General features: G+C 65.8%; 20 protein-coding genes. 10 read left to right on the forward strand and 10 right to left on the reverse strand.

Going from position 1 to position 18915, the window contains the following annotated elements:
- Positions 1–19: 19 nt before the first annotated feature.
- From MO486_RS14445 to MO486_RS14465, 5 genes are all read right to left on the reverse strand, one after another.
- The gene (locus tag MO486_RS14445; protein WP_242909485.1) at positions 20–1042 is read right to left on the reverse strand and encodes an NAD(P)H-dependent glycerol-3-phosphate dehydrogenase; all 1023 of its coding nucleotides are present in this window, start codon (positions 1040–1042) and stop codon (positions 20–22) included.
- A 38-nt stretch (positions 1043–1080) separates the two neighbouring features.
- A complete protein-coding gene (gene secB / locus MO486_RS14450) occupies positions 1081–1590 on the reverse strand; it encodes a protein-export chaperone SecB (RefSeq protein WP_242909207.1) in 510 nt (169 codons plus the stop codon).
- 150 nt (positions 1591–1740) lie between these two features.
- On the reverse strand, positions 1741–2178 hold the full coding sequence (locus MO486_RS14455; protein WP_242909209.1) for a rhodanese-like domain-containing protein: 438 nt from the start codon (positions 2176–2178) through the stop codon (positions 1741–1743).
- A gap of 322 nt (positions 2179–2500) precedes the next feature.
- Positions 2501–2914 carry a hypothetical protein gene (locus MO486_RS14460; RefSeq protein WP_242909211.1) on the reverse strand — a complete coding sequence of 138 codons (414 nt, stop codon included), beginning with the start codon at positions 2912–2914 and terminating at the stop codon, positions 2501–2503.
- A 32-nt stretch (positions 2915–2946) separates the two neighbouring features.
- Complete coding sequence (locus tag MO486_RS14465; protein WP_242909213.1) at positions 2947–3405, reverse strand: YiiD C-terminal domain-containing protein; 459 nt, start codon at positions 3403–3405, stop codon at positions 2947–2949.
- A gap of 107 nt (positions 3406–3512) precedes the next feature.
- Between MO486_RS14465 and MO486_RS14470 the strand changes: the two genes are divergently transcribed.
- The 5 genes from MO486_RS14470 to hemF all read left to right on the forward strand — a co-directional run bounded on the left by MO486_RS14470 (position 3513) and on the right by hemF (position 8701).
- Positions 3513–4313: a uroporphyrinogen-III synthase gene (locus tag MO486_RS14470; RefSeq protein ID WP_242909215.1), complete on the forward strand. Its 801-nt coding sequence runs from the start codon at positions 3513–3515 to the stop codon at positions 4311–4313.
- Positions 4314–4319: 6 nt separating this feature from the next.
- Positions 4320–5321: a hypothetical protein gene (locus MO486_RS14475; RefSeq protein ID WP_242909217.1), complete on the forward strand. Its 1002-nt coding sequence runs from the start codon at positions 4320–4322 to the stop codon at positions 5319–5321.
- 13 nt (positions 5322–5334) lie between these two features.
- Positions 5335–6585, forward strand: coding sequence for a heme biosynthesis HemY N-terminal domain-containing protein (locus MO486_RS14480; protein WP_242909219.1), 1251 nt, complete (start codon positions 5335–5337; stop codon positions 6583–6585).
- 24 nt (positions 6586–6609) lie between these two features.
- Positions 6610–7698, forward strand: coding sequence for a hypothetical protein (locus tag MO486_RS14485; protein ID WP_242909221.1), 1089 nt, complete (start codon positions 6610–6612; stop codon positions 7696–7698).
- 85 nt (positions 7699–7783) lie between these two features.
- The gene (gene hemF, locus MO486_RS14490) at positions 7784–8701 is read left to right on the forward strand and encodes an oxygen-dependent coproporphyrinogen oxidase (protein ID WP_242909223.1); all 918 of its coding nucleotides are present in this window, start codon (positions 7784–7786) and stop codon (positions 8699–8701) included.
- Positions 8702–8770: 69 nt separating this feature from the next.
- On the opposite strand, the gene MO486_RS14495 is transcribed toward hemF, so the two are convergent.
- Both MO486_RS14495 and polA read right to left on the reverse strand, forming a co-directional pair.
- Complete coding sequence (locus MO486_RS14495; RefSeq protein WP_242909225.1) at positions 8771–9241, reverse strand: YetF domain-containing protein; 471 nt, start codon at positions 9239–9241, stop codon at positions 8771–8773.
- Positions 9242–9626: 385 nt separating this feature from the next.
- Complete coding sequence (polA, locus tag MO486_RS14500) at positions 9627–12437, reverse strand: DNA polymerase I (RefSeq protein ID WP_242909227.1); 2811 nt, start codon at positions 12435–12437, stop codon at positions 9627–9629.
- Between the two features lie 87 nt (positions 12438–12524).
- Here polA and MO486_RS14505 point away from each other — a divergent pair, with 87 nt between their 5' ends.
- The 4 genes from MO486_RS14505 to MO486_RS14520 all read left to right on the forward strand — a co-directional run bounded on the left by MO486_RS14505 (position 12525) and on the right by MO486_RS14520 (position 13807).
- Positions 12525–12821, forward strand: coding sequence for a DUF2782 domain-containing protein (locus MO486_RS14505; RefSeq protein WP_242909241.1), 297 nt, complete (start codon positions 12525–12527; stop codon positions 12819–12821).
- Between the two features lie 23 nt (positions 12822–12844).
- Entirely contained in the window at positions 12845–13036 is a 192-nt protein-coding gene (locus tag MO486_RS14510) for a hypothetical protein (RefSeq protein WP_242909243.1), read from the forward strand.
- Positions 13037–13128: 92 nt separating this feature from the next.
- Positions 13129–13371 carry a hypothetical protein gene (locus tag MO486_RS14515; RefSeq protein WP_242909245.1) on the forward strand — a complete coding sequence of 81 codons (243 nt, stop codon included), beginning with the start codon at positions 13129–13131 and terminating at the stop codon, positions 13369–13371.
- Between the two features lie 67 nt (positions 13372–13438).
- A complete protein-coding gene (locus MO486_RS14520) occupies positions 13439–13807 on the forward strand; it encodes a DUF6404 family protein (protein WP_242909247.1) in 369 nt (122 codons plus the stop codon).
- A gap of 16 nt (positions 13808–13823) precedes the next feature.
- Here MO486_RS14520 and uvrD read toward each other — a convergent pair whose 3' ends face one another.
- The gene (gene uvrD, locus MO486_RS14525; RefSeq protein ID WP_242909249.1) at positions 13824–15998 is read right to left on the reverse strand and encodes a DNA helicase II; all 2175 of its coding nucleotides are present in this window, start codon (positions 15996–15998) and stop codon (positions 13824–13826) included.
- A gap of 77 nt (positions 15999–16075) precedes the next feature.
- Between uvrD and MO486_RS14530 the strand changes: the two genes are divergently transcribed.
- Entirely contained in the window at positions 16076–16990 is a 915-nt protein-coding gene (locus MO486_RS14530; protein ID WP_242909251.1) for a hypothetical protein, read from the forward strand.
- 32 nt (positions 16991–17022) lie between these two features.
- Here the strand turns inward: MO486_RS14530 and MO486_RS14535 are convergent, their stop codons facing one another.
- Positions 17023–17667 carry a TIGR00645 family protein gene (locus tag MO486_RS14535; protein WP_242909253.1) on the reverse strand — a complete coding sequence of 215 codons (645 nt, stop codon included), beginning with the start codon at positions 17665–17667 and terminating at the stop codon, positions 17023–17025.
- 149 nt (positions 17668–17816) lie between these two features.
- Complete coding sequence (locus MO486_RS14540) at positions 17817–18863, reverse strand: saccharopine dehydrogenase NADP-binding domain-containing protein (protein WP_242909255.1); 1047 nt, start codon at positions 18861–18863, stop codon at positions 17817–17819.
- Between the last annotated feature and the right edge of the window lie 52 nt (positions 18864–18915).

An 18915-nucleotide genomic window follows, 5' to 3' on the forward strand; every position in this document is an offset into this window, starting at 1 on the left:
TATCCGAACAATACTTCCCTCAGCCGAACAGGCCTTCTGGATATTCCGGTTTCTGCTCGCGCGCCAGCAACTGACGCAGGCCATCGGCAGGCGTCATTTCACCGTGGAGCACGGCGCGGACCGCGCTGGAGATCGGCAATTCGACGCCATGGCGCTCGGCCTGACGCATCACTTCGTCGGCGGTCTGCACCGATTCGACCACTTGGCCGATTTCGCGCACCGCGTCCTGCAATGACTGCCCGCGGCCGAGGGCAAGGCCGAGCCGGCGGTTACGGGAGAGGTCGCCGGTGCAGGTCAGCACCAGGTCGCCGAGGCCGGCCAGCCCCATCAGGGTTTCGGCCTTGCCACCGATCGCGGCGTTGAGACGCAGCATTTCGTTGAGGCCGCGGGTGATCAGGCCGGCGCGGGCGTTCAAACCCAGTTGCATGCCATCGGCAACGCCGGTGGCGACGGCAAGGACGTTCTTCATCGCGCCGCCGAGTTCGGCACCGAGCATGTCCTCGCCGGTGTAGGCACGGAATGCCGGGCCGTGCAGGGCATCGGCTACATGCTGTGCGAAGACGGGCTCGGAGCCGTGCACGGTCAGCGCCGTCGGCAGGCCGGCGGCGACTTCCTTGGCGAACGAAGGACCAGTGACCACCGCCAGCGGCACGTCGGCGCCCAACACCTCGATGGCGACTTCGTGCAGGAAGCGACCCGAGCCGGGCTCAAAGCCCTTGGTCGCCCAAGCCACGCCCGTGCCGGCGCGGTGATATGGCGCCATTGCGCGCAGGGTTTCGGCAAAAGCATGCGAAGGCACCACCACCAGCACCAATCCGGCATCGCGCATGGCGACGGCCATGTCGCTGGTGGCATGCAGCGTGTCCGGCAAGGTAATGCCGGGCAGGTAGCGGGGGTTTTCGTGGCGCTCGTTGAGCGCCACGATCATGGCCGAATCGCGGCCCCAGAGCACGGTCGGGTGACCGTGCCGGGCGATCAGTGCGGCCAGCGCGGTGCCCCAGGAGCCTGCGCCGAGGACCGCGACGGGAGGCGTTGCCGCCATCGTCATGGCCGCTGTCGTCATGGATCAGGCGGCCTTGATCAGGCGTTACCAGCCGTCTCCGCACCGGCCAGATCGCCGCCGGCGTTCGCCTGCGCAGCGCGCTGGCGGAGGTTTTCGGCATACAGCGCATCGAAGTTGATCGGCTGCATGAAGAACGGCGGGAAGCCGCCGCTCTGGATCAGGGCGCTGATGGTCTGCGCGGCGTACGGATACAGCACGTTCGGGCACTGGGTGCCGAGCATGGCGTCGATGCCAGCGTCCTCGAAACCCGCCATGGCGAACACGCCGGCCTGCTCGACTTCCGCCAGATAGGCGGTCTTGCCGTTGAGGTTGCAGGTCAGGGTCACGCCCAGCACGACTTCGAAGGCGTTGTCGTTGAGGCGCTGCACCTTCTGGTTGAGGTTCAGCTGCAGCTCGGGCTGGCCCTGCTCGTTGAACACCTGGGGCGCATTCGGCGCTTCGAACGAAACGTCCTTGATGTAGATCTTCTCGACCGTGAAGGTCGCAGCCTGCGGCGCGGCGGCGCCGTTAAGGGTTTCTTCGGACATTTCGTAACTCCGGATCAAAAACGAAAGGGGGTAAGTATCGCACCAATCCTTTGGGCGGCCTGGGGCAAAGCAAGGGCTGGAAGCGTGGCCCGCGTCGTAGGGCGGGTCTTGACCCGCCGCACGCCGCCCGATGGCGGGTCAAGACCCGCCCTACGAACGGCCTTTGACCAGCGGCAAATCGGCCTGCTGCCATGCCGCGATGCCGCCGTCGAGCCAGTACACGTGTTCGAAGCCGGCTTTCTGTAGCCGCTTGGCGGCATCGGCCGAGGCTTGGCCGGTCCGGCATACCGCCACCACCGGCAGCGCCTTGGCGGCGACCAACTGCGCGTTTTCGGGATCGAACTGGCTGGGCGCGACGTTGCGGCTGCCGGGGATGTGGCCTTTCTCGAATTCGCTGCTCGAGGACAGATCGATCACCAGCGCGTTGTCGCGGTTGATCAGCGCGGTCAGCGCCGCTGGGCGCAATGCCTTGTAGCCGCGGAACAGGCGTGCGACCTCGGTGTAGACGATGGCGAGGGTCAGGCCGGCGAAGGCCAGCGACAGGTAGGGATGGCGGCTGGCGAAAGCCAGCAGGTCTTCAAGGGTCACGGGGATTCAATGCAGCGAGCGGGCGGCGATTGTCGCCCAGCGGCTGTGGCGGCGCAAAACTAGGGCCTGTTAACGCTATCCAGATAGGTCGCGCCGGGCCTGAGGGCGTGCGAGGCAAGGAAGAGCGAGGGCGCGCATGTCGATACGCAACTGAGCGATGACGCGGCATCGTCCTCAGGCCCGGCCCTTCGGGTTGCTCCTCCGTGGCTGCCAGGCGCCGCCGCGCGCCTTGACCTTGCAATCAGCAAGGCGCTGCGCCGCGCAACACCACCTGGCAGCCACGGAGGAGCAACGCGACCTATCTGGATAGCGTTAACAGGTCCTACTGCCCGTTCCAGAAATCCGGCAGGCCCACGGTCAGCCACCAGGTCTTGGCTTCCGGGTCGTAGCGCCAGCGCTCGGTGTAACGGGTGCTGCGCTCGGCCAGGGTATGGCGATTGATCACCCCGATTTCGATCTCACGCATCGCCAGGCCGTCGGGCGTGGTTTGTGCGCCAAGGTCGCGGTAGGCGGAGATCTGCACCTGCTTGTAGCGCTCGAACTCGATCTCGCTCATCGGATGCGCTTCGCGGTACTTGGGGTCGACCAGCAGCCAGGCGCCTTCGAAATCGCCCCAGCGGATCGCCGCCGAATATGCGTACTGCACCTTGTCCAGTGCGTTCACCTGCCCGCTGCTGGCACAACCGGCAAGCAGCATGGCGAGCAACAGGAACAATCCGATCTTCAGTGTCCGCATCGCGCGTATTCCCGGCGTGGCCAGCCGGCATCCTAACCTTTGGCGAACGCGACGTAACGCGCCGAGAACTCCGCGGCCACCCCGCCGTCCGGCAACGGCACACGGGCCACGAGGTACGTGCGAGCGCGACCGCGCTGGCGCAACGTGGCCAGGAAATCGTCCCAGGACGCATCCACATCGAGCTCCGCTTCGGCTTCGAGGTCCGCGTAGAGCGGCGCGCGATAACGGATCTCGCTATCGGCGACGTACACATCTGCGGCGATCCCCGCCTTCTGCAACCGCAACGACACCAGTCCCCACGCGGCCAGCGTCATCAGCGAACCCAGGCTGCCGCCGAACGCGCAACCCTTGTCGTTGACGTTGGCAGCCAGCGGCGCGCTCAAGCGCAGGCGGTCGCCGTCGTAGCCGACGATCGCCACGTGCATCGCGGCCACCGGCGGCATGGACTGGTAATGGGCATCGAGGTGGGCGAGGGCGTCAGTGTGGGGCATGCGTTCGTCGTCGGTAGCGCGTGCAGGAATTGTCGCAGCGTGCGTCGCTTTTCGCTCGTTCCAACCACCACGAACCGCCAACCCGCTGTTATGCCAAGCTCGCGTCCATGCCAACACCTGCACCACTCGCCGGCTCGGTCGTGGTCTCGCTGCGTCCGCGCGGCCAGCATGCAACGCTGCGTCGTGCCGCTGCCGCGCTCGGCGCGCGGGTGCTGGCGTTGTCGCCGCTGCGGATCGAGCAGCGCGACGACGATGCGACCCGCACCGCCTTGCGCGCCGCACTCGCCGCGCAACTGGTGATGTTCACCAGCCCGAACGCCGTGCGCGCGGCGTCTGCGCTGCAGCGCCTGCGTGCACGCCGCGGGCAGACCTGGTTGGCCGTTGGCGAAGGCACCGCGGTGGCCTTGCGCCATGCCGGCATCGCCACCGTCGTGACACCGCAACGCATGGATAGCGATGGCCTGCTCGCCTTGCCCGAACTGCAGGGCGTGCGCGGACAAACGATCGGTCTGGTCACCGCGCCAGGCGGCCGTGATCGCCTCGCGCCGGCCTTGCGCGCCCGCGGTGCACGGGTGTTGCGCGCGGAGGTGTATGCCCGCATCGCCATCGCAACGTCGCCACGTGCCGTAGCGACGCTGCTTGCGCTCGATTCGCCGCTGCTGCTGGCCTTGAGTAGTGGCGAGGCCCTGGAATCGTTGCTTGCGACCCTTCCCGGCGACGCACTGGCCAAGTTGCGCCGTGCCCGCGTACTCGCCGCAAGCGCACGCCTGGCAGAACTGGCGTCCACGCACGACTTCGTCGACATCGCCATCGCGGCCAGTGCGCGACCGCGCGACCTGCTGGCCGCCGCCTGCGCCCCAGGACGATCACGCGCTGTATTGCGCCGGTCGCGACCGCGCATCCGGTAGCATGCAGTGCCCCTCGCGCACGCCGCCGCCGTGACCGAAACCGACTTCCCAGAATCGCCGTCGCCACCCCCCACCCGCAACCGATCCGCGCTGTGGTTGCTGGCGTTACTGCTGCTGGCCCTCGTCGGCTGGCGCGGCTGGGTCTGGTGGTCGGCAAAGGCGTCCGCCGCACACGCCGCCTTCAGCGATGTCGAACAACGCATCGCCGCGCTCGAGTCACGCCTGGATTCGTTGCGCCGCGACCAGCGCGGCCAGGGCCAGCGCCTGCAACAGGCCGACGCGACCAATCGCGTGCTGCGGGACGAGTTGCTCGGCATCGGCCAACGCGCCGCGTTGCTTGAAGACAGTGTGTCCAAGCTCGCCGATCCCGACCGCCACGGCGCGCAAGCGTTGCGACTGGACGAAACCGAATTGCTGCTCGTCATGGGCCAGCAGCGCTTGCTGCTCGCGGCCGACCTCGACGGCGCCCGTCGCGCCTATGCCCTCGCGGCCGGCGTGCTCAGTGGCATCGAAGACCCCGCATACCTGAGCCTGCGACAGACACTCATCCAGGAACGCGCCGCACTCGATGCACTCGGCATCGATCCGCGCGTGCAGGCGCAACTCAAACTCGATGCGTTCGCGCGGACGTTGCAGACGGCGCCGCATGAACCGCTCGCGCCCGGTGCGCGCAGGCCGTGGTGGCAACGCCTGCTTGGCTCCCTGGACGCCGAGCGCACCGAGGAGCGAGCCGTACTCGACGCCGGCGCCGATCGCGCGACCGCACAGGCCGCGCTGCAACTGGAACTGTCGCTCGCCCGCGCCGCTGCCGAACGCCGCGACGCGGCCGCCTATCGCGCCTCCCTCACCCGCGCCGATGCATGGCTGCAACGCTTGTGGCCGCCATCACCGGGACTGCAGCGCCAACGCGCGCAACTGCAGGCACTGGCCGCGATGCCGCTTTCACCTGATCTCGCCACGCTCGGTAGCACCCTGCAGCAACTGCGGCAGCAACGCGCTGCGCGTTAGGAGCTAGGCCTGCATGAAATTGTTTCGCAATGTGCTGTTCTGGATCGTGCTCGCGCTGGTCGGCGCGCTGGTCGCACAGCTGCTGTTACAGGATCCCGGTCATGTGCTGATCCGCTACCACGGCTACCGCTACGAGAACACGCTGGCCGCGGCGCTCTTGCTCGCTGCCGCCGTGCTGCTGGTGCTGTGGTTGCTCTGGTCGATGCTGGCGTTGCCGTTCCGCGGCTGGCGCAGTTTCCGCCGTCGCCAAACCCAAGCGCGTCTGACGGACGGACTGCTCGCACTGCAACAAGGCCAATGGGCGCGCGCGGAGAAACTGCTGACGCAAGCGGCCGAGGCCGGCGACGCCGAAGCACTGGCACGCACCGCCGCCGCGCAAGCAGCGGATGCGCGTGGCGATGCCGCCACCGCGCAGCGCCTACTCGACGCCCTCGGCGCTCGTCACCCGGGTGCGCACGCACTGGCGCATGCCGAACGCGCTCTGGCACAGGATCGCCCCACCGATGCGCTGGTCGCACTCGACGCGCCCGCTGCACAACCGTTGTCGCCGCGTGGCTTGCTACTACGCGCGCAAGCGCTGGTCGCGGTCGGTCGCAGCTACGACGCTTACGGGCTGCTGGGCGCATTGCGCCAGCAACAGGCACTGCACGCGTCGCAGCTCGACGAATTGCAAGCACGCTGGAGTGAGGCCGCATTGCGCGAAGCCGGCGATGCCAACGTCCTCGCCGAACGCTGGGACAGCCTGCCGAAAGCGTTGAAGAGCGAGCCGGCCGTGGTCGCCGCCTACGCCGACCGCGCCGCTGCGCTGCGTTGGGACGAAGCCGCCGCGAAAAGCCTGGAACAGGCGCTGGATGCACGCTGGGATGAATCCCTCGCCGACCTCTATGGCCAACTCCCCATTGGCCGCCTCGACGCCCGCCGCATCACCGCCGAACGCTGGTTGCAATCCCACCCCGCCAGTCCCGCCCTGCTGCTCGCCCTCGCCCGCCTCTCCCGTGCGCAGAACCAATGGCCGCAAGCCGAAGCCTTCCTGCATCGCGCCCTCGCGCAAGGCGCCGGCAGTGATGCCTGGGAAGAGCTCGGCCACGGCTATGCCGACGCCGGCGACGAAACCCGCGCGCGCCTCAGTTATGCGAACGCGCTGCGCGCGTCACGCTGCGAAACGATCGCCGAACTGCCCGGGCGCGACCTGCGACAGAAGATCTTCGATGAAGCGGTGACCGAAGAACGCGATGAGCATGGGGTGCCACGATTGCGTTCGTAGCTGCTTCACGGGAAGGTAGGCGCCATGGAACTGAGGCGCATCGTCGTCATCGCGTTACTGGCAGGATTATGGGCAGCGGCTTGGACCGCGGCACCCTATCTGCTGTATCTGCCGCTGGACACACAGGTCCGTGCGTCGGCCATGGAACTGCTGCAGATCATCGGTATTGGGCTGGTGCGTGTGTTGCACCTGCCATGGATGAATGCATGGATTGCGCCGTTCCTGCTTGTATTCGTGGTTGCAGTTGCGATGACTGCAGCAATCGGACTGCTGGTGCGCGCCTTAGATCGCGCACAGATTTCAAGGCGTGCTGCCGCCTGGAGTCTGCGCACCATCCCTTGCCTGCTGATCTGGAGTGGCGGCCTGTCCTTGTGTCTGAGCGTTGGAGTTTGGCTTGACGGAACGATGGGTACCGATGGCTACGCCGGGTTGCTTTTCCCCTTGATGTATCTGTTGTCTTTGCCATTCTTCTCCTTGCGTACAGACATCGTCGCAACCGATCGCCCACCTCTGGTTTGGAGCCCTGCCTGGCCCGGCAGCGCTGCGGCGGTCATTGGATTCGCTGCCATTGTCGTCTCCATGCTCGTGTCCATCGTGCTCTCCGAAGTCGAAAGAATGTCGCAACCGCGACTTCCGGGACAGATTCTGTTCTTGGGTGTCGATCTCCTGTTGTGGGCGGTTGGATTGTTAGTGGGCGCATGCGTGTTGACCGCATGGTTGAAGCGGTCCCGATGGGGCAGCCTGTGGAACGACATGAAGGGATCGCTTAACGCGCATCACTTGTTCCCACTCGCAGCGAGCGACATCGTGGTGAGCTTCGGGCTGCTCATCCTCGTCGCACCTCCGGTACTTGTCGGCGCGATCAACAACATCTTCATCGCTCCCCAGATCAATGAACTGTTTGAGGCGAAAGGGCTTGCGCTACCGGCATACTTGTCCTACTACGCTGCCGCATCTCGCTGGCTAACGAGCTGGTGGTGGTTGTGCTCCATCGTGATTGGCCTTTGGCTCGGCGGAGCGATGGCGCGCAGCCTCAAACTGACCGGCGCACTAGACGAACGGCGAGTCAGGGAAGGCTCCGCTGTCATCCAGCCCCCGCCTTCGCGAGACTGACGACAAAGGGTAGGCGGACCTGTCGCCCGCCTTCGGCTCTTCTCCCCGCGGCGGAAGGGAGGCAGGGCAAAGCTAGAATGGACGCATGACCGACTTCGACCGCGTCCGCGATTACCTCACCGGCCTGCAGGACCGTATCTGCGCGGCGATCGAAACCGCCGATGGTGGTGTCCGCTTCACCGAGGATGCATGGACGCGTGAGGAAGGTGGTGGCGGGCGCACGCGGATCCTGCGCAATGGCGGTGTGTTCGAGCAGGCGGGGGTCGGTTTCTCCGACGTCTCGGGCACGAAGTTGCCGCCCACGGCGACCGCCGCGCGGCCGGAACTGGCAGGCGCTTCCTGGCGCGCCGTCGGCGTATCGTTGGTGCTGCACCCGAAGAATCCGTACATCCCCACCACCCATGCCAACGTGCGCCATTTCCGTGCGTTGAAGGATGGCGAGACCGTGGCGTGGTGGTTCGGTGGCGGCTTCGACCTGACCCCGTTCTATCCGTTCGACGAGGACGTACTGCACTGGCACCGCACCGCGCGGGCGCTGTGCGAACCGTTCGGGGGCGCCGCGCGTTACGCAGCGCACAAGCAATGGTGCGACGACTATTTCCTGCTCAAGCACCGCGGTGAAACCCGCGGCGTCGGCGGCTTGTTCTTCGACGACCTGCACGAGAACTTCGAACGCGACTTCGCCTACCAGCGCGCGGTCGGCGACGGGTTCCTCGACGCTTACCTGCCGATCGTCGAGCGCCGTCGCGACACGCCGTTCGACGAACGCGAGCGGCAGTTCCAGCTGTACCGGCGCGGTCGCTATGTCGAGTTCAACCTCGTGTTCGACCGCGGCACCTTGTTCGGCCTGCAGTCGGGCGGGCGCACCGAATCGATCCTGATGAGCCTGCCGCCGCTGGTGCGGTGGGAGTACGGCTACGTGCCGGAACCGGGTTCGGCGGAGGCACGGCTCGCCTATTACCTGCGGCCGCGCGATTGGTTGAACGAATTGGGGGGGCGGTAGCGGGCTTACAACCGCGGGTCGTTCGCACGCGTGCAAAAGCTCGCGGCTGTAAGCGCTCCTACACATGCATTAGCGTTTGATGATGCTGATCCTGCCGTTGGTTTCCAGCAGGGCGATGCGGATCTCGTCGACTCGCTCACAGTCCGCTTCGCGCATGGCTTCCTCGAAATCGGCCTCGCTGATGTTTTCGCGCTGCAACACCTGCCGGTAGACCTCGCCATCGCGCGCCAGCAGCACGGGCACGCCGGCGAAGAGCCGGTCCATGCGCTGGCTGCGCGAACTCAACAGGCCGACCAGCCAGTTCAGTCCGATCAGCGTCGCCGCCAGCAGCAGGCCACCGAATAGCGAGACGTCCTTGCCGAGCAACGAGTTCTGCACCGCGTTGCCGAGCAGCACCACCAGGATCAGGTCGAACGGTGTGTACTGGCCTACTGCGCGCTTGCCGGACAGACGCACCATCGCCAGCAACACGAAATAGACCACACCGGCGCGCAGCACGAATTCCCACCACGGCATCGCGAGCGCGAACAGATCGGTCACTGGCGTCTCCCTTCGATTGCACGATTGTCAGCCGGCGCCGTGATGAGCGCACAGCGGGGCCCAAGGTTTGCGCAGCAAATCTCGGGTTTTTATTGCCTGCGCAAAAAGCGCAGGCAATAAAAAGCCCCGCAGGCCAGGGGGGGACCAGCGGGGCCGGGGAGCGAGAACTTGGGGAGGAGTCTCGCTCCTGGATCGCTCCAGGGGAGGGAGAGATCGTGCGACAGACGTTGCATCTGTCGCGGGTTATATGACCACCCTGTGCATTGATAGTTCGTGAAGATGGAAGTTAAAAAACTGTTGAGTTCAGGAATGATTCATTCCTACGGCCAGACTGGATTCTTGCAGAGCGTCCTCAGGCGCGGAATTTGTTTTGCGCCGCAAGTTCCTAATGCGCCTCATCCCAGTTATCGCCGACACCGGAATCCACCACCAGCGGGACTCTCAATTCGGCCGCAGCGGCCATGCGCTGGCCGACTTCACCCAACAGGGTGTCTACGAAGCCGGTCTCGACTTCGAACACCAGTTCGTCGTGCACCTGCAGGATCATCAGCGCCTGCGCGTGCAGCGGCGCCAGCCAGCCGTGGATCGAAACCATCGCGCGCTTGATGATGTCGGCGGCGGTGCCCTGCATCGGCGCGTTGATCGCGGCGCGTTCGGCGCCGGCGCGCAGCCCTTGGTTACGCGCGCTGATGTTTTCCAGATATAGGCGACGGCCGAACACGGTTTCGACGTAGCCCTGCTCGCGCGCCTGCTGGCGCGTGCGTTCCATGAAGTCGCGCACGCCGGGATAGCGCGAGAAGTACAACGCGATGTAGTCCTGCGCCTCGCCGCGGCCGATGCCGAGCTGCTTGGCCAGGCCGAATGCGCTCATGCCATACATCAGGCCGAAGTTGATCGCTTTCGCCGCGCGACGTTCGTTGCCCGAGACGGTGTCGATGGTCTTGCCGAACACTTCCGCCGCGGTGGCGCGATGGATGTCGGCGCCGCTCTCGAACGCGCGCAGCAGGCCGGCGTCCTCCGACAGGTGCGCCATGATCCGCAGTTCGATCTGCGAGTAGTCGCAGGCGACGATCTTGCGGCCCGATGGGGCGATGAACGCCGTGCGGATACGGCGACCGTCTTCGGTGCGGATCGGGATGTTCTGCAGATTGGGATCGTTCGACGCCAGGCGACCGGTCGCAGCGCCCGCCTGGTGGTAGCTGGTGTGCACGCGTCCGGTGTCGGGATTGATCATCTCCGGCAACTTGTCGGTGTAGGTGCTGCGCAGCTTGGCCAGCCCGCGGTACTCGAGGATCACGCGCGGTAGTTCATGCAGCTCGGCGATTGCTTCCAGTGCTTCCTCGTTGGTCGACGGTTGCCCACTCGGTGTCTTCACCATCGCCGGCAGTTTCAACTCGTCGAACAACAACTGGCCCAGCTGCTTGGGCGAATCGAGGCTGAAGGTGCGCCCGGCGAGTTCGGTCGCCTGTTGCTGCGCGGCGAGCATGCGCTTGCCGAGGTCGGCCGACTGCCGGCGCAACTCGTTGCCGTCGATCAGCACGCCGTTGGCCTCGATGCGCTCCAGTACCGGCACCAGCGGCATCTCGATCTCGCGATAGACCTTCTGCAGTGACGGTTCCGTGGCGAGCTTGGCCGACAGCACGCGATGCAGGCGCAGGGTGACGTCCGCGTCTTCGGCGGCGTAACAGGTGGCATCGTCGAGCGCGACCTGGGAGAACGGAATGGCTTTCGCGCCCTTGCCGGCGACCTGCTCGTACTTGATGGTGTCGTAGCCGAGATAGCGCATCGCCAGCGAATCCATGTCGTGGCGCGTGGTGGTGGCGTTGTAGACGAAGCTCTCGAGCATGGTGTCGTCGGCGTAGCCGTTGACCTCGACGCCATGGCGACGCAGCACGTGCAGGTCGTACTTGCCGTGCTGGCCGATCTTCTTCTTGTTCGCATCGGCGAACAGCGGTTGCAGCGCGGCCAACACGTCGCTGCGCTGCAGCTGCGGCGGCGCACCAGGATAGTTGTGCCCGAGCGGCACATAGGCGGCCTTGCCGGGTTCGACAGCGAAGCTGACACCCACCAGGCTGGCGCGCATCGGGTCGAGCGCATCGGTTTCGGTGTCGAACGCGAAGGCCTCGGCGGCTTGCAGCTGCGCTATCCATGCATCCAGTTGCATCCCAGTGAGCACGCATTCGTAGGCGCCGGGCAGGGACAACGCGGGATCGAGGTCGGCATCCGGTTTCGCCACTGCGCGCGCGTAACCGGCTTCGGTGCCGCGTACGCTGATCTTGTCGCCCCGAGTCTTGTCACCCATGGGCGTCGCCGGCGTTGCGCCGCCCTGCTCCGAACCGCCCTGCAGTTCGCGCAGCGCCTGGGTGAAGCCGTAGCGCGAATACAGCGCGCGCAAGGCTTCGGTATCGCGTGCACGCAGCTTCAGTTCGCTCGCCGGAAGTTCCAACGCGACATCGGTCTTGATCGTCACCAATTCGCGATTCAGCGGCAATCGCGGCAGCGCCGCGCGCAGGTTCTCGCCGATCTTGCCGCCGATGCGCTCGGCATTGGCGATCACGCCATCGAGGCTGCCGTATTCCGCCAGCCACTTGGCCGCGGTTTTCGGTCCGCACTTCTCCACCCCGGGGACGTTGTCGACCGCGTCGCCCATCAGTGCCAGCAGATCGATCACCTGCGAGGCATGCACGCCGAACTTCGCGAACACCGCCTCGTCGGTATCCAGCATGCTGCCGCTCATGGTGTTGACCAGGGCAATGCCCGCGCCGTTATCGAGCCGGCGTACCAGTTGCGCGAAATCCTTGTCGCCGGTGGAAATGGTCACCTCGGCGCCATCGCTGGCCGCTTGCAGGGCCAGCGTGCCGATCACGTCGTCGGCCTCGACGCCGTCGATGCGCAGGATCGGGAACCCGAGCGCTTGCACGATCTCGCACATCGGCTGCACCTGTGCACGCAGGTCGTCCGGCATCGGCGGGCGGTTGGCCTTGTATTGGGGATACAGCGCGTCGCGGAAGGTCGGCCCGGGCGCGTCGACCACGAACGCGGCACAATCCGGCTGCTCCTTCAGGTGCGCGCGCAGCATGTTGACCACGCCGAACAGTGCGCCAGTGGGTTCGCCAGCGGCGTTGCTCAGTGGTGGCAGCGCATGGAAAGCGCGGTAGAGGTAGGAAGAACCGTCGATCAGGACTAGTCGTGGCATCCGCCGATTCTACGCCGCGACCTGCACACCGGATCGCGACAGGGGGCTGGCGCATAATCGCGCCAAACCCGCAGCCGGAGGTGCGTCATGCGAACGTCATGTATTCGAGCGTCATGGATCCCCGCGATCTTGCTGCTCTCTGCCTGTGCCACCCTCAACGGCGAACCCGCGGTTCCCGCCGGCGCCGTCGAAAGCACCCGCACCGAGTCCAACGGCGATGTGATTTCCGAATACCGCGTCGGCGGCCAACTGACCATGGTCAAGATCACACCCGCGCGCGGCCCGACCTACTACCTGATGGATACTGACGGCGACGGCCGCCTTGACCGCACTAAAGGCGGCGGCCGCGATGTGCCGGTGTACTACAAGCTCTACAGCTGGTGAATTGATCCCAACAGGAGCACGACATGACCAAACTCGACAAACCCCTGCGTCGCGAAGTGGACATCGGCGACAAGGCCTACACGCTGACGATCGCGCCCGAGGGGCTGAAGCTGGTGGAGAAAGGCCATCGCAAGGGCATCGAGTTGGCGTGGTCGGCCCTGGTCGGTGGCGATGCGTCGTTGGCTGCGGCGTTGCAGGCGTCTGTCGCTCCCTAGATCCGCGGCAACCCATTCTTGACGTGATCGAGTGCGCGCCGGAACATCCGGCGTTGCACCGAGTCCGGATGCTGCGCGTCAGGGGGCAGGGAATGATCCAAGTTCTCTTCGGCATCACTGTGGCGATTGCCGGTGTTGCGATGCTGCTTGAGCGCAGCTGGGTGCCCGGTGTTGCATTGCTCGTCGTCGGGGGAGCGCTCGCCAATGGCGCACAACACGGGGTCTGGCTTTCCTTCCACTTCGGCGGCTCTGACGGCGGGTCCACCGACGATTGGGGTGGCGATGGCGATGGCGATGGCGATGGCGACGGCGGCGGCGATGGTGGTGGCGACTGACGCATGCCCCCGGCATCTATTCCAACCAACGCCGCTTCGCGGCGCTTGATCGAGGGTAGGTATCGCAATGACACACGCGCAGAAGCTGCAACGCATGCACCAGCATCTACCCATGCTCGGCATTCCGGAGAGCGTTTTTGCGCCACCGCTTTACGCCATGTTCTGGAAACTCGGGATGCCGCTCGCACCGCCGCTCTTCGCCAGTTTCTGGTCGCTGACGCTGCTCTTCAGCATCATCGGCGCACTGGCATTCGCGCTCCTGCAGGCGTTTGTTCCCTTGCCGATCGAGGAGCAGGTAGCCGCAGCCGCCGGGGCCCATGCGTTGCCGCTCGCGCTGGGACTGATCGTCGGCCTGGGCATGGCGTACTACTACCGACGCCTCGCCAGGACGCATGACTTGCCGGCCTGGTCGGATTACCGCGGGCAGCCCGCGTAAGCGTCCTTTTTCGACGTCACGCCGGCTGCAGGTTGGCATACGCCAATACCAGCCATTTGCTGCCGACATCGTCGAAATTCACCTGCACGCGTGCGTGCGCACCGCTGCCTTCATAGTCGGTGACGATGCCGGTGCCGAAGGTAGGATGGCGGACGTTGGCACCGAGTTTCACCGCAGGCACTTCGATCGCGGCACTCACGAACTGACGGCGTGGTTGCGGTGAGTACGGCCGCGACACCTGCACGCGCGGCCGCACTTCGCTGAGCAGTCCGGAGGGAATCTCCCGCAGGAAGCGCGACGGGATGCCGTACATGTCCTGGCCGTGCAGGCGCCGCGCCTCGGCGTAGCTGAGGATCAGTTTCTGCCGCGCACGAGTGATGCCGACGTAGGCGAGGCGACGTTCCTCTTCCAGGCGACCTGCTTCCTCGGTGGAGCGGCTGCTGGGGAACAAGCCTTCTTCCAGCCCAGCCAGGAATACCAGCGGAAATTCGAGACCTTTCGCACTGTGCAGCGTCATCAGCTGCACGCCGTCTTCGCCGGCCTGGGCTTGACCTTCGCCCGCTTCGAGCGCCGCGTAGGCGAGGAAGGCGACCAGTTCGGTCAGGGCCGCAGCCTCTTCGTCGTCGCCGCGGACGAAGCGCGAAGCCACCGACACCAGTTCGTCGAGGTTGTCGGTGCGCGAGTCGAGCTGGCCTTTCGATTCGTTCTCGTAGTGCAGGCGCAGGCCCGAGCGTGCAAGCACATGGTCGATCTTTTCCTGCAGCGACAGCTCGGCGGTTTCGCCGGCGAGGCCGTCGATCAGTGCCAGGAAGCCCGCCAGCGCGTTGCGGGCGCGTCCGGTCAGTGTAGTTTCCGCGACGATGCGGATCGAAGCATCCCATAACGACAACGCGTCCATGCGCGCGCGCTTGCGCACTTCGTCCAGCGTGCGCTCGCCGATGCCGCGCGTGGGTGTGTTGACCGCGCGTTCGAACGCGGCATCGTCGGCGCGGTTCGCCACGAGGCGCAGGTAAGCGAGTGTGTCCTTGATTTCGGCGCGTTCGAAGAAGCGCACGCCGCCGTAGACACGATACGGGGTCTGCTCGGCCAGCAACGCTTCTTCGAAGGCACGCGACTGCGCATTGCTGCGATAGAGGATCGCGCATTCGCCATGCGAACCGCCATCGCGCACCCACTGGCGGATGCGTTCGACCACGAAGCGCGCTTCGTCGATCTCGTTGTAGGCCGCGTAGAGGTCGATCGGATCGCCATCGCCGCTGTCGGTCCACAGCTTCTTGCCGAGCCGATCCGGGTTGTGGGTGATCACCGCATTGGCGGCATTGAGGATATTGGCGCTGGAACGGTAGTTCTGTTCCAGCTTCAGCGTGACCGCGCCCGGATAGTCGCGCAGGAAGCGCTGCACGTTCTCGACTTTCGCACCCCGCCAGCCGTAGATCGCCTGGTCGTCGTCGCCGACCACGAACACGTGGCCGCTGTCGCCGGCCAACAGCCGCACGAAGCCGTACTGGATCGCGTTGGTGTCCTGGAATTCGTCGATCAGCAATTCGGTGAAACGATGGCGGTAATGCGCCAGCAACGCAGGGGTATCGCGCAGCAATTCGTGCGCGCGCAACAGCAACTCGGCGAAATCGACGAGGCCGGCGCGATCGCAGCGCTCCTGGTACGCGGCATAGGCGCGACGCATGGTGTCGAGGAACCAGTCGTCGCCAGGTTGCAGGTGGTGGGGGCGGCGGCCTTCGTCCTTCTGCGCGTTGATCCACCAGGCGATCTGCCGCGGCGGGAAGCGCGCTTCGTCCAGTTCCAGTTGCTGTACCACGCGTTTGACCAAGCGCAGCTGGTCGTCGCTGTCGAGCACCTGGAAACCTTCCGGCAATTTCGCGTCCTGCCAGTGCAACCGCAACAGGCGGTGCGCGAGGCCGTGGAAGGTGCCGATCCATAGCCCGCGGCTACCGTGGCGCAGCTGGTGCTCGGCGCGATGCCGCATCTCGCCGGCGGCCTTGTTGGTGAAGGTCACGGCGAAGATCGCGTGCGGCGGCACGCCGTGCACTTCGTTCAGCCAGGCGATGCGGTGCGTCAGCACGCGGGTCTTGCCGGAACCGGCGCCGGCGAGGACGAGGTAGTGGCCGGGCGCTGCGGTGACGGCCTCGCGCTGCGCGGGGTTCAGCGCGTCGAGCAAATGCGATACATCCATTGCGGCATTGTACCGGGCAGCTCCGATCCGCACGTCCTTCACGGAACCTTGCCCGCTGTGCGACGTCCAATCCGCCCATGCGCCTGCAACTATCGCTTTCACTGCTGCTGGCCAGTGCTGGCGTCGTCGCTGCGCCGATCGACGAGCGCACGGTGCACGCTGGAGATACCGAATTGCGCATCATGGTCGACGCGGCGGACCACGCCCGCGCCGATACGCTCCATCGCTGGCTTGCCGAAGTCGCCAAGGCCGAGTTGGCGGTATCCGGACGTTTCCCCCTCGCCAGCGCACAGGTGCGGGTGGAGGAAATCCGCAGCGACGATCCAAGCCCGGTGCCGTGGGGCCAGACCTCACGTCGTCGCAACGTCGCCGTGCTGCTCTACGTCCGCGACGACGCAACCTTGGAAGAACTGCGCAGCGACTGGACTGCGGTGCACGAACTTGCGCATCTGTTCCATCCCTATCTCGGCATGCGTGGCCGCTGGCTGGCGGAAGGGCTCGCGAGCTACTACCAGAACGTGTTGCGCGCCCGCATCGGCTTGCTCAGCCAGGAGCAGGCGTGGCAACGACTCGATGCCGGCTTCGGCCGTGGCCGTGGTGCCGTGACCGGCATCCGTCTGGACGAGCTGGGGCGGCGCGGCACCATGCGGGTCTACTGGGCCGGCGCGGCCTATTGGCTCGAGGCCGACCTGGCTTTGCGCGTGCGCGACAGCAGTCTTGATGCGGTCCTGGCGGAGTACGCACGCTGCTGCCTGCAGGGCACGGCCACGGTTGCACCGGAGGCGTTTGTCGCGGAGCTGGATCGCATCGCCGATGCCGATGTCTTCAGCAGCCTTTACCAGCGCTATGCGGCGGCGCGCGAATTCCCGTCGCTGGATGCCGCGTACCGGCAGTTGGGCATTACGACTGACGATGGCCGTTTGCGCTTCTCGCAACAAACGGCCGCATCGCGGTTACGCCAAGCGATCATGGGTCGCCGGTCCGCCAATTAGGGCGGAGCTCCCTCCGCCTTCCGTACGCACTATCAGTGCGTGACGTGCTCGCGCTTGCTCGAGGTGTAAGTCATCAGTTTGTCGGTGTAGGCGATGCCGATCGCCGACAGGATGAAGATGGTGTGGATGATGGTTTGCCACATCACGCCGGTGGCAGTGATGGAAGTGCAGGCCTTGAGGTTGGCACCGGCATCGATCAGCGGCTGCATCACCTTCACCGCTTCGATGCCTGCCAGTGAGCTGCATAGCGGCAGGCCATCGACCATGCCCACCTCGATGAAGCTCTTCAGAAGATGGATCGAAGAGATGCCGATGATCGCCATCGCCAGTTTCACCTTCAGCACGCTGGCGTTGACGTGGCTGAGCCACTCCGGCTGGTCCGGGTGTCCCTGCAATCCCAGCCGCGAGACGAAGGTTTCGTAACCGCCGACAATCACCATCATCAGCAGGTTGGAGATCATCACCACGTCGATCAGGCCAAGCACGATCAGCATGATCTCCTGCTCACTCAGGTGCGCCGTCTCCTGGATCAGGTGCCACAGGTCCTTGCCGAACAGGAACACATACACGCCCTGAGCCACGATCAGCCCGAGGTACAGCGGCAGCTGCAGCCAGCGCGAGCTGAAGATCAGCGCGGGCAGCGGTTGGAGTCGAGTGGCGGAGCGGGCATCGGTCATGGGTGCAGAAAACCTTGGGCAAACGAAGCGCGCAGGTTAGCGGGCATGGCCCACGCTGCCAAGCACGAATCCGCCTGTAGGAGCGGCTTACAGCCGCGAGCTTTACGTTCCTGGGCGACGCAGCAAGAGCTCGCGGCTGTAAGCCGCTCCTACGGGGCCGGATCCATCGACACGCCCGGCAGCGACAGCACGTATTCGGGGCCCATCAGCAGCGACGGCGTGTAGTAACCCGGCGCGGCGGTGTGCTGGAGCAGGTGCTCGACGATGCCCAGCGCCGCGGTCACGGTGAGCGCATAGCCGTTGGGCGTACGCAATTGCAGTTTTTCCTCGCGACCGCCGCCGCGCGCTTCGCCCCACAGATAGGTCTGCGTCGCCGCGCGGGTCGTCTCCGACGGGCCGCGCACGTTCTTCTCGACGCGGCGCTTCAGGAACGCCTGCACTGGTGCCCAACCCAGGAGCGGGCCGAGCATGCGCAGACGGCGGATGCGTGCGATCGAGGACGGCGGCACCGTTGTGTACACCTCGATGTCGGGAATGCCGGTGCTGACGAAGGCGGTATAGACGTCGCCCCAGGGAATCGTCATCGCCGTGCGCGTTTGCCCGTCACGCTCGAACGTGCGCGACTTCCACGCCAGTGGCACGCGCTGCAGCACGCCGTCCTTGCGCACGCGGCCGCCCTTGCCCAGGCCCTCGACGCTGCTCTTCGCCGTGCCCGGGCTGAAACCGCCGCCGGCGTCGAACGCGAGCACCAGCGATTCCGCCTGCGGCAGTCGCCGCTTCAGCATCGCCGCGAGGCAATCGGTCGGCACCACATCGAAACCGGCGCCGGGCAACACCACGATGCCGGCTTGCTTCGCGCGTTCGTCCTGCGCGTGGCAGTGCGCGAACACATCGACCTCGCCGGTGATGTCGAGGTAATGCGTCTTGGCCTCCAGGCAAGCTTCCAGCATCGGTGCGGCAGTGGCGGAGAACGGGCCGGCGCAATGCAGCACCAGGCCTACGCCGCGCAGACCGGCGTGCATGTCCTCGCTGCGATCGAGCGTGAAGACGCGCCACGGCAGGCCGAGTTCGGTGGCGAGCGCCTGCACGGTCTCCGCGTTGCGCCCTGCGAGGATCGGCTGCAACCCACGCTGCCGCGCTTCCTTCGCGATCAGGCGGCCGGTGTAACCGTTGGCGCCATAGATCATCCACTGCATGGGGGGTTGCCTCCGTCTGTCCACGTCGCAGCATAGCAACGCCCGGGCTTTC

The organism is Lysobacter sp. CFH 32150 (assembly GCF_022758295.1).
In the GTDB taxonomy this organism is placed as follows: Bacteria; Pseudomonadota; Gammaproteobacteria; order Xanthomonadales; family Xanthomonadaceae; genus CFH-32150.

What these genes read in the sequence shown, in the direction of transcription:
- MO486_RS14445 (WP_242909485.1), bottom strand. Translation starts at nt 1,042, where the DNA reads ATGGCGGCAACGCCTCCCGTCGCGGTCCTCGGCGCAGGCTCCTGGGGC.
- secB (WP_242909207.1), bottom strand. Translation starts at nt 1,590, where the DNA reads ATGTCCGAAGAAACCCTTAACGGCGCCGCCGCGCCGCAGGCTGCGACC.
- MO486_RS14460 (WP_242909211.1), bottom strand. Translation starts at nt 2,914, where the DNA reads ATGCGGACACTGAAGATCGGATTGTTCCTGTTGCTCGCCATGCTGCTT.
- MO486_RS14465 (WP_242909213.1), bottom strand. Translation starts at nt 3,405, where the DNA reads ATGCCCCACACTGACGCCCTCGCCCACCTCGATGCCCATTACCAGTCC.
- MO486_RS14470 (WP_242909215.1), top strand. Translation starts at nt 3,513, where the DNA reads ATGCCAACACCTGCACCACTCGCCGGCTCGGTCGTGGTCTCGCTGCGT.
- MO486_RS14480 (WP_242909219.1), top strand. Translation starts at nt 5,335, where the DNA reads ATGAAATTGTTTCGCAATGTGCTGTTCTGGATCGTGCTCGCGCTGGTC.
- MO486_RS14485 (WP_242909221.1), top strand. Translation starts at nt 6,610, where the DNA reads ATGGAACTGAGGCGCATCGTCGTCATCGCGTTACTGGCAGGATTATGG.
- hemF (WP_242909223.1), top strand. Translation starts at nt 7,784, where the DNA reads ATGACCGACTTCGACCGCGTCCGCGATTACCTCACCGGCCTGCAGGAC.
- polA (WP_242909227.1), bottom strand. Translation starts at nt 12,437, where the DNA reads ATGCCACGACTAGTCCTGATCGACGGTTCTTCCTACCTCTACCGCGCT.
- MO486_RS14505 (WP_242909241.1), top strand. Translation starts at nt 12,525, where the DNA reads ATGCGAACGTCATGTATTCGAGCGTCATGGATCCCCGCGATCTTGCTG.
- MO486_RS14510 (WP_242909243.1), top strand. Translation starts at nt 12,845, where the DNA reads ATGACCAAACTCGACAAACCCCTGCGTCGCGAAGTGGACATCGGCGAC.
- MO486_RS14515 (WP_242909245.1), top strand. Translation starts at nt 13,129, where the DNA reads ATGATCCAAGTTCTCTTCGGCATCACTGTGGCGATTGCCGGTGTTGCG.
- MO486_RS14520 (WP_242909247.1), top strand. Translation starts at nt 13,439, where the DNA reads ATGACACACGCGCAGAAGCTGCAACGCATGCACCAGCATCTACCCATG.
- uvrD (WP_242909249.1), bottom strand. Translation starts at nt 15,998, where the DNA reads ATGGATGTATCGCATTTGCTCGACGCGCTGAACCCCGCGCAGCGCGAG.
- MO486_RS14530 (WP_242909251.1), top strand. Translation starts at nt 16,076, where the DNA reads ATGCGCCTGCAACTATCGCTTTCACTGCTGCTGGCCAGTGCTGGCGTC.
- MO486_RS14535 (WP_242909253.1), bottom strand. Translation starts at nt 17,667, where the DNA reads ATGACCGATGCCCGCTCCGCCACTCGACTCCAACCGCTGCCCGCGCTG.
- MO486_RS14540 (WP_242909255.1), bottom strand. Translation starts at nt 18,863, where the DNA reads ATGCAGTGGATGATCTATGGCGCCAACGGTTACACCGGCCGCCTGATC.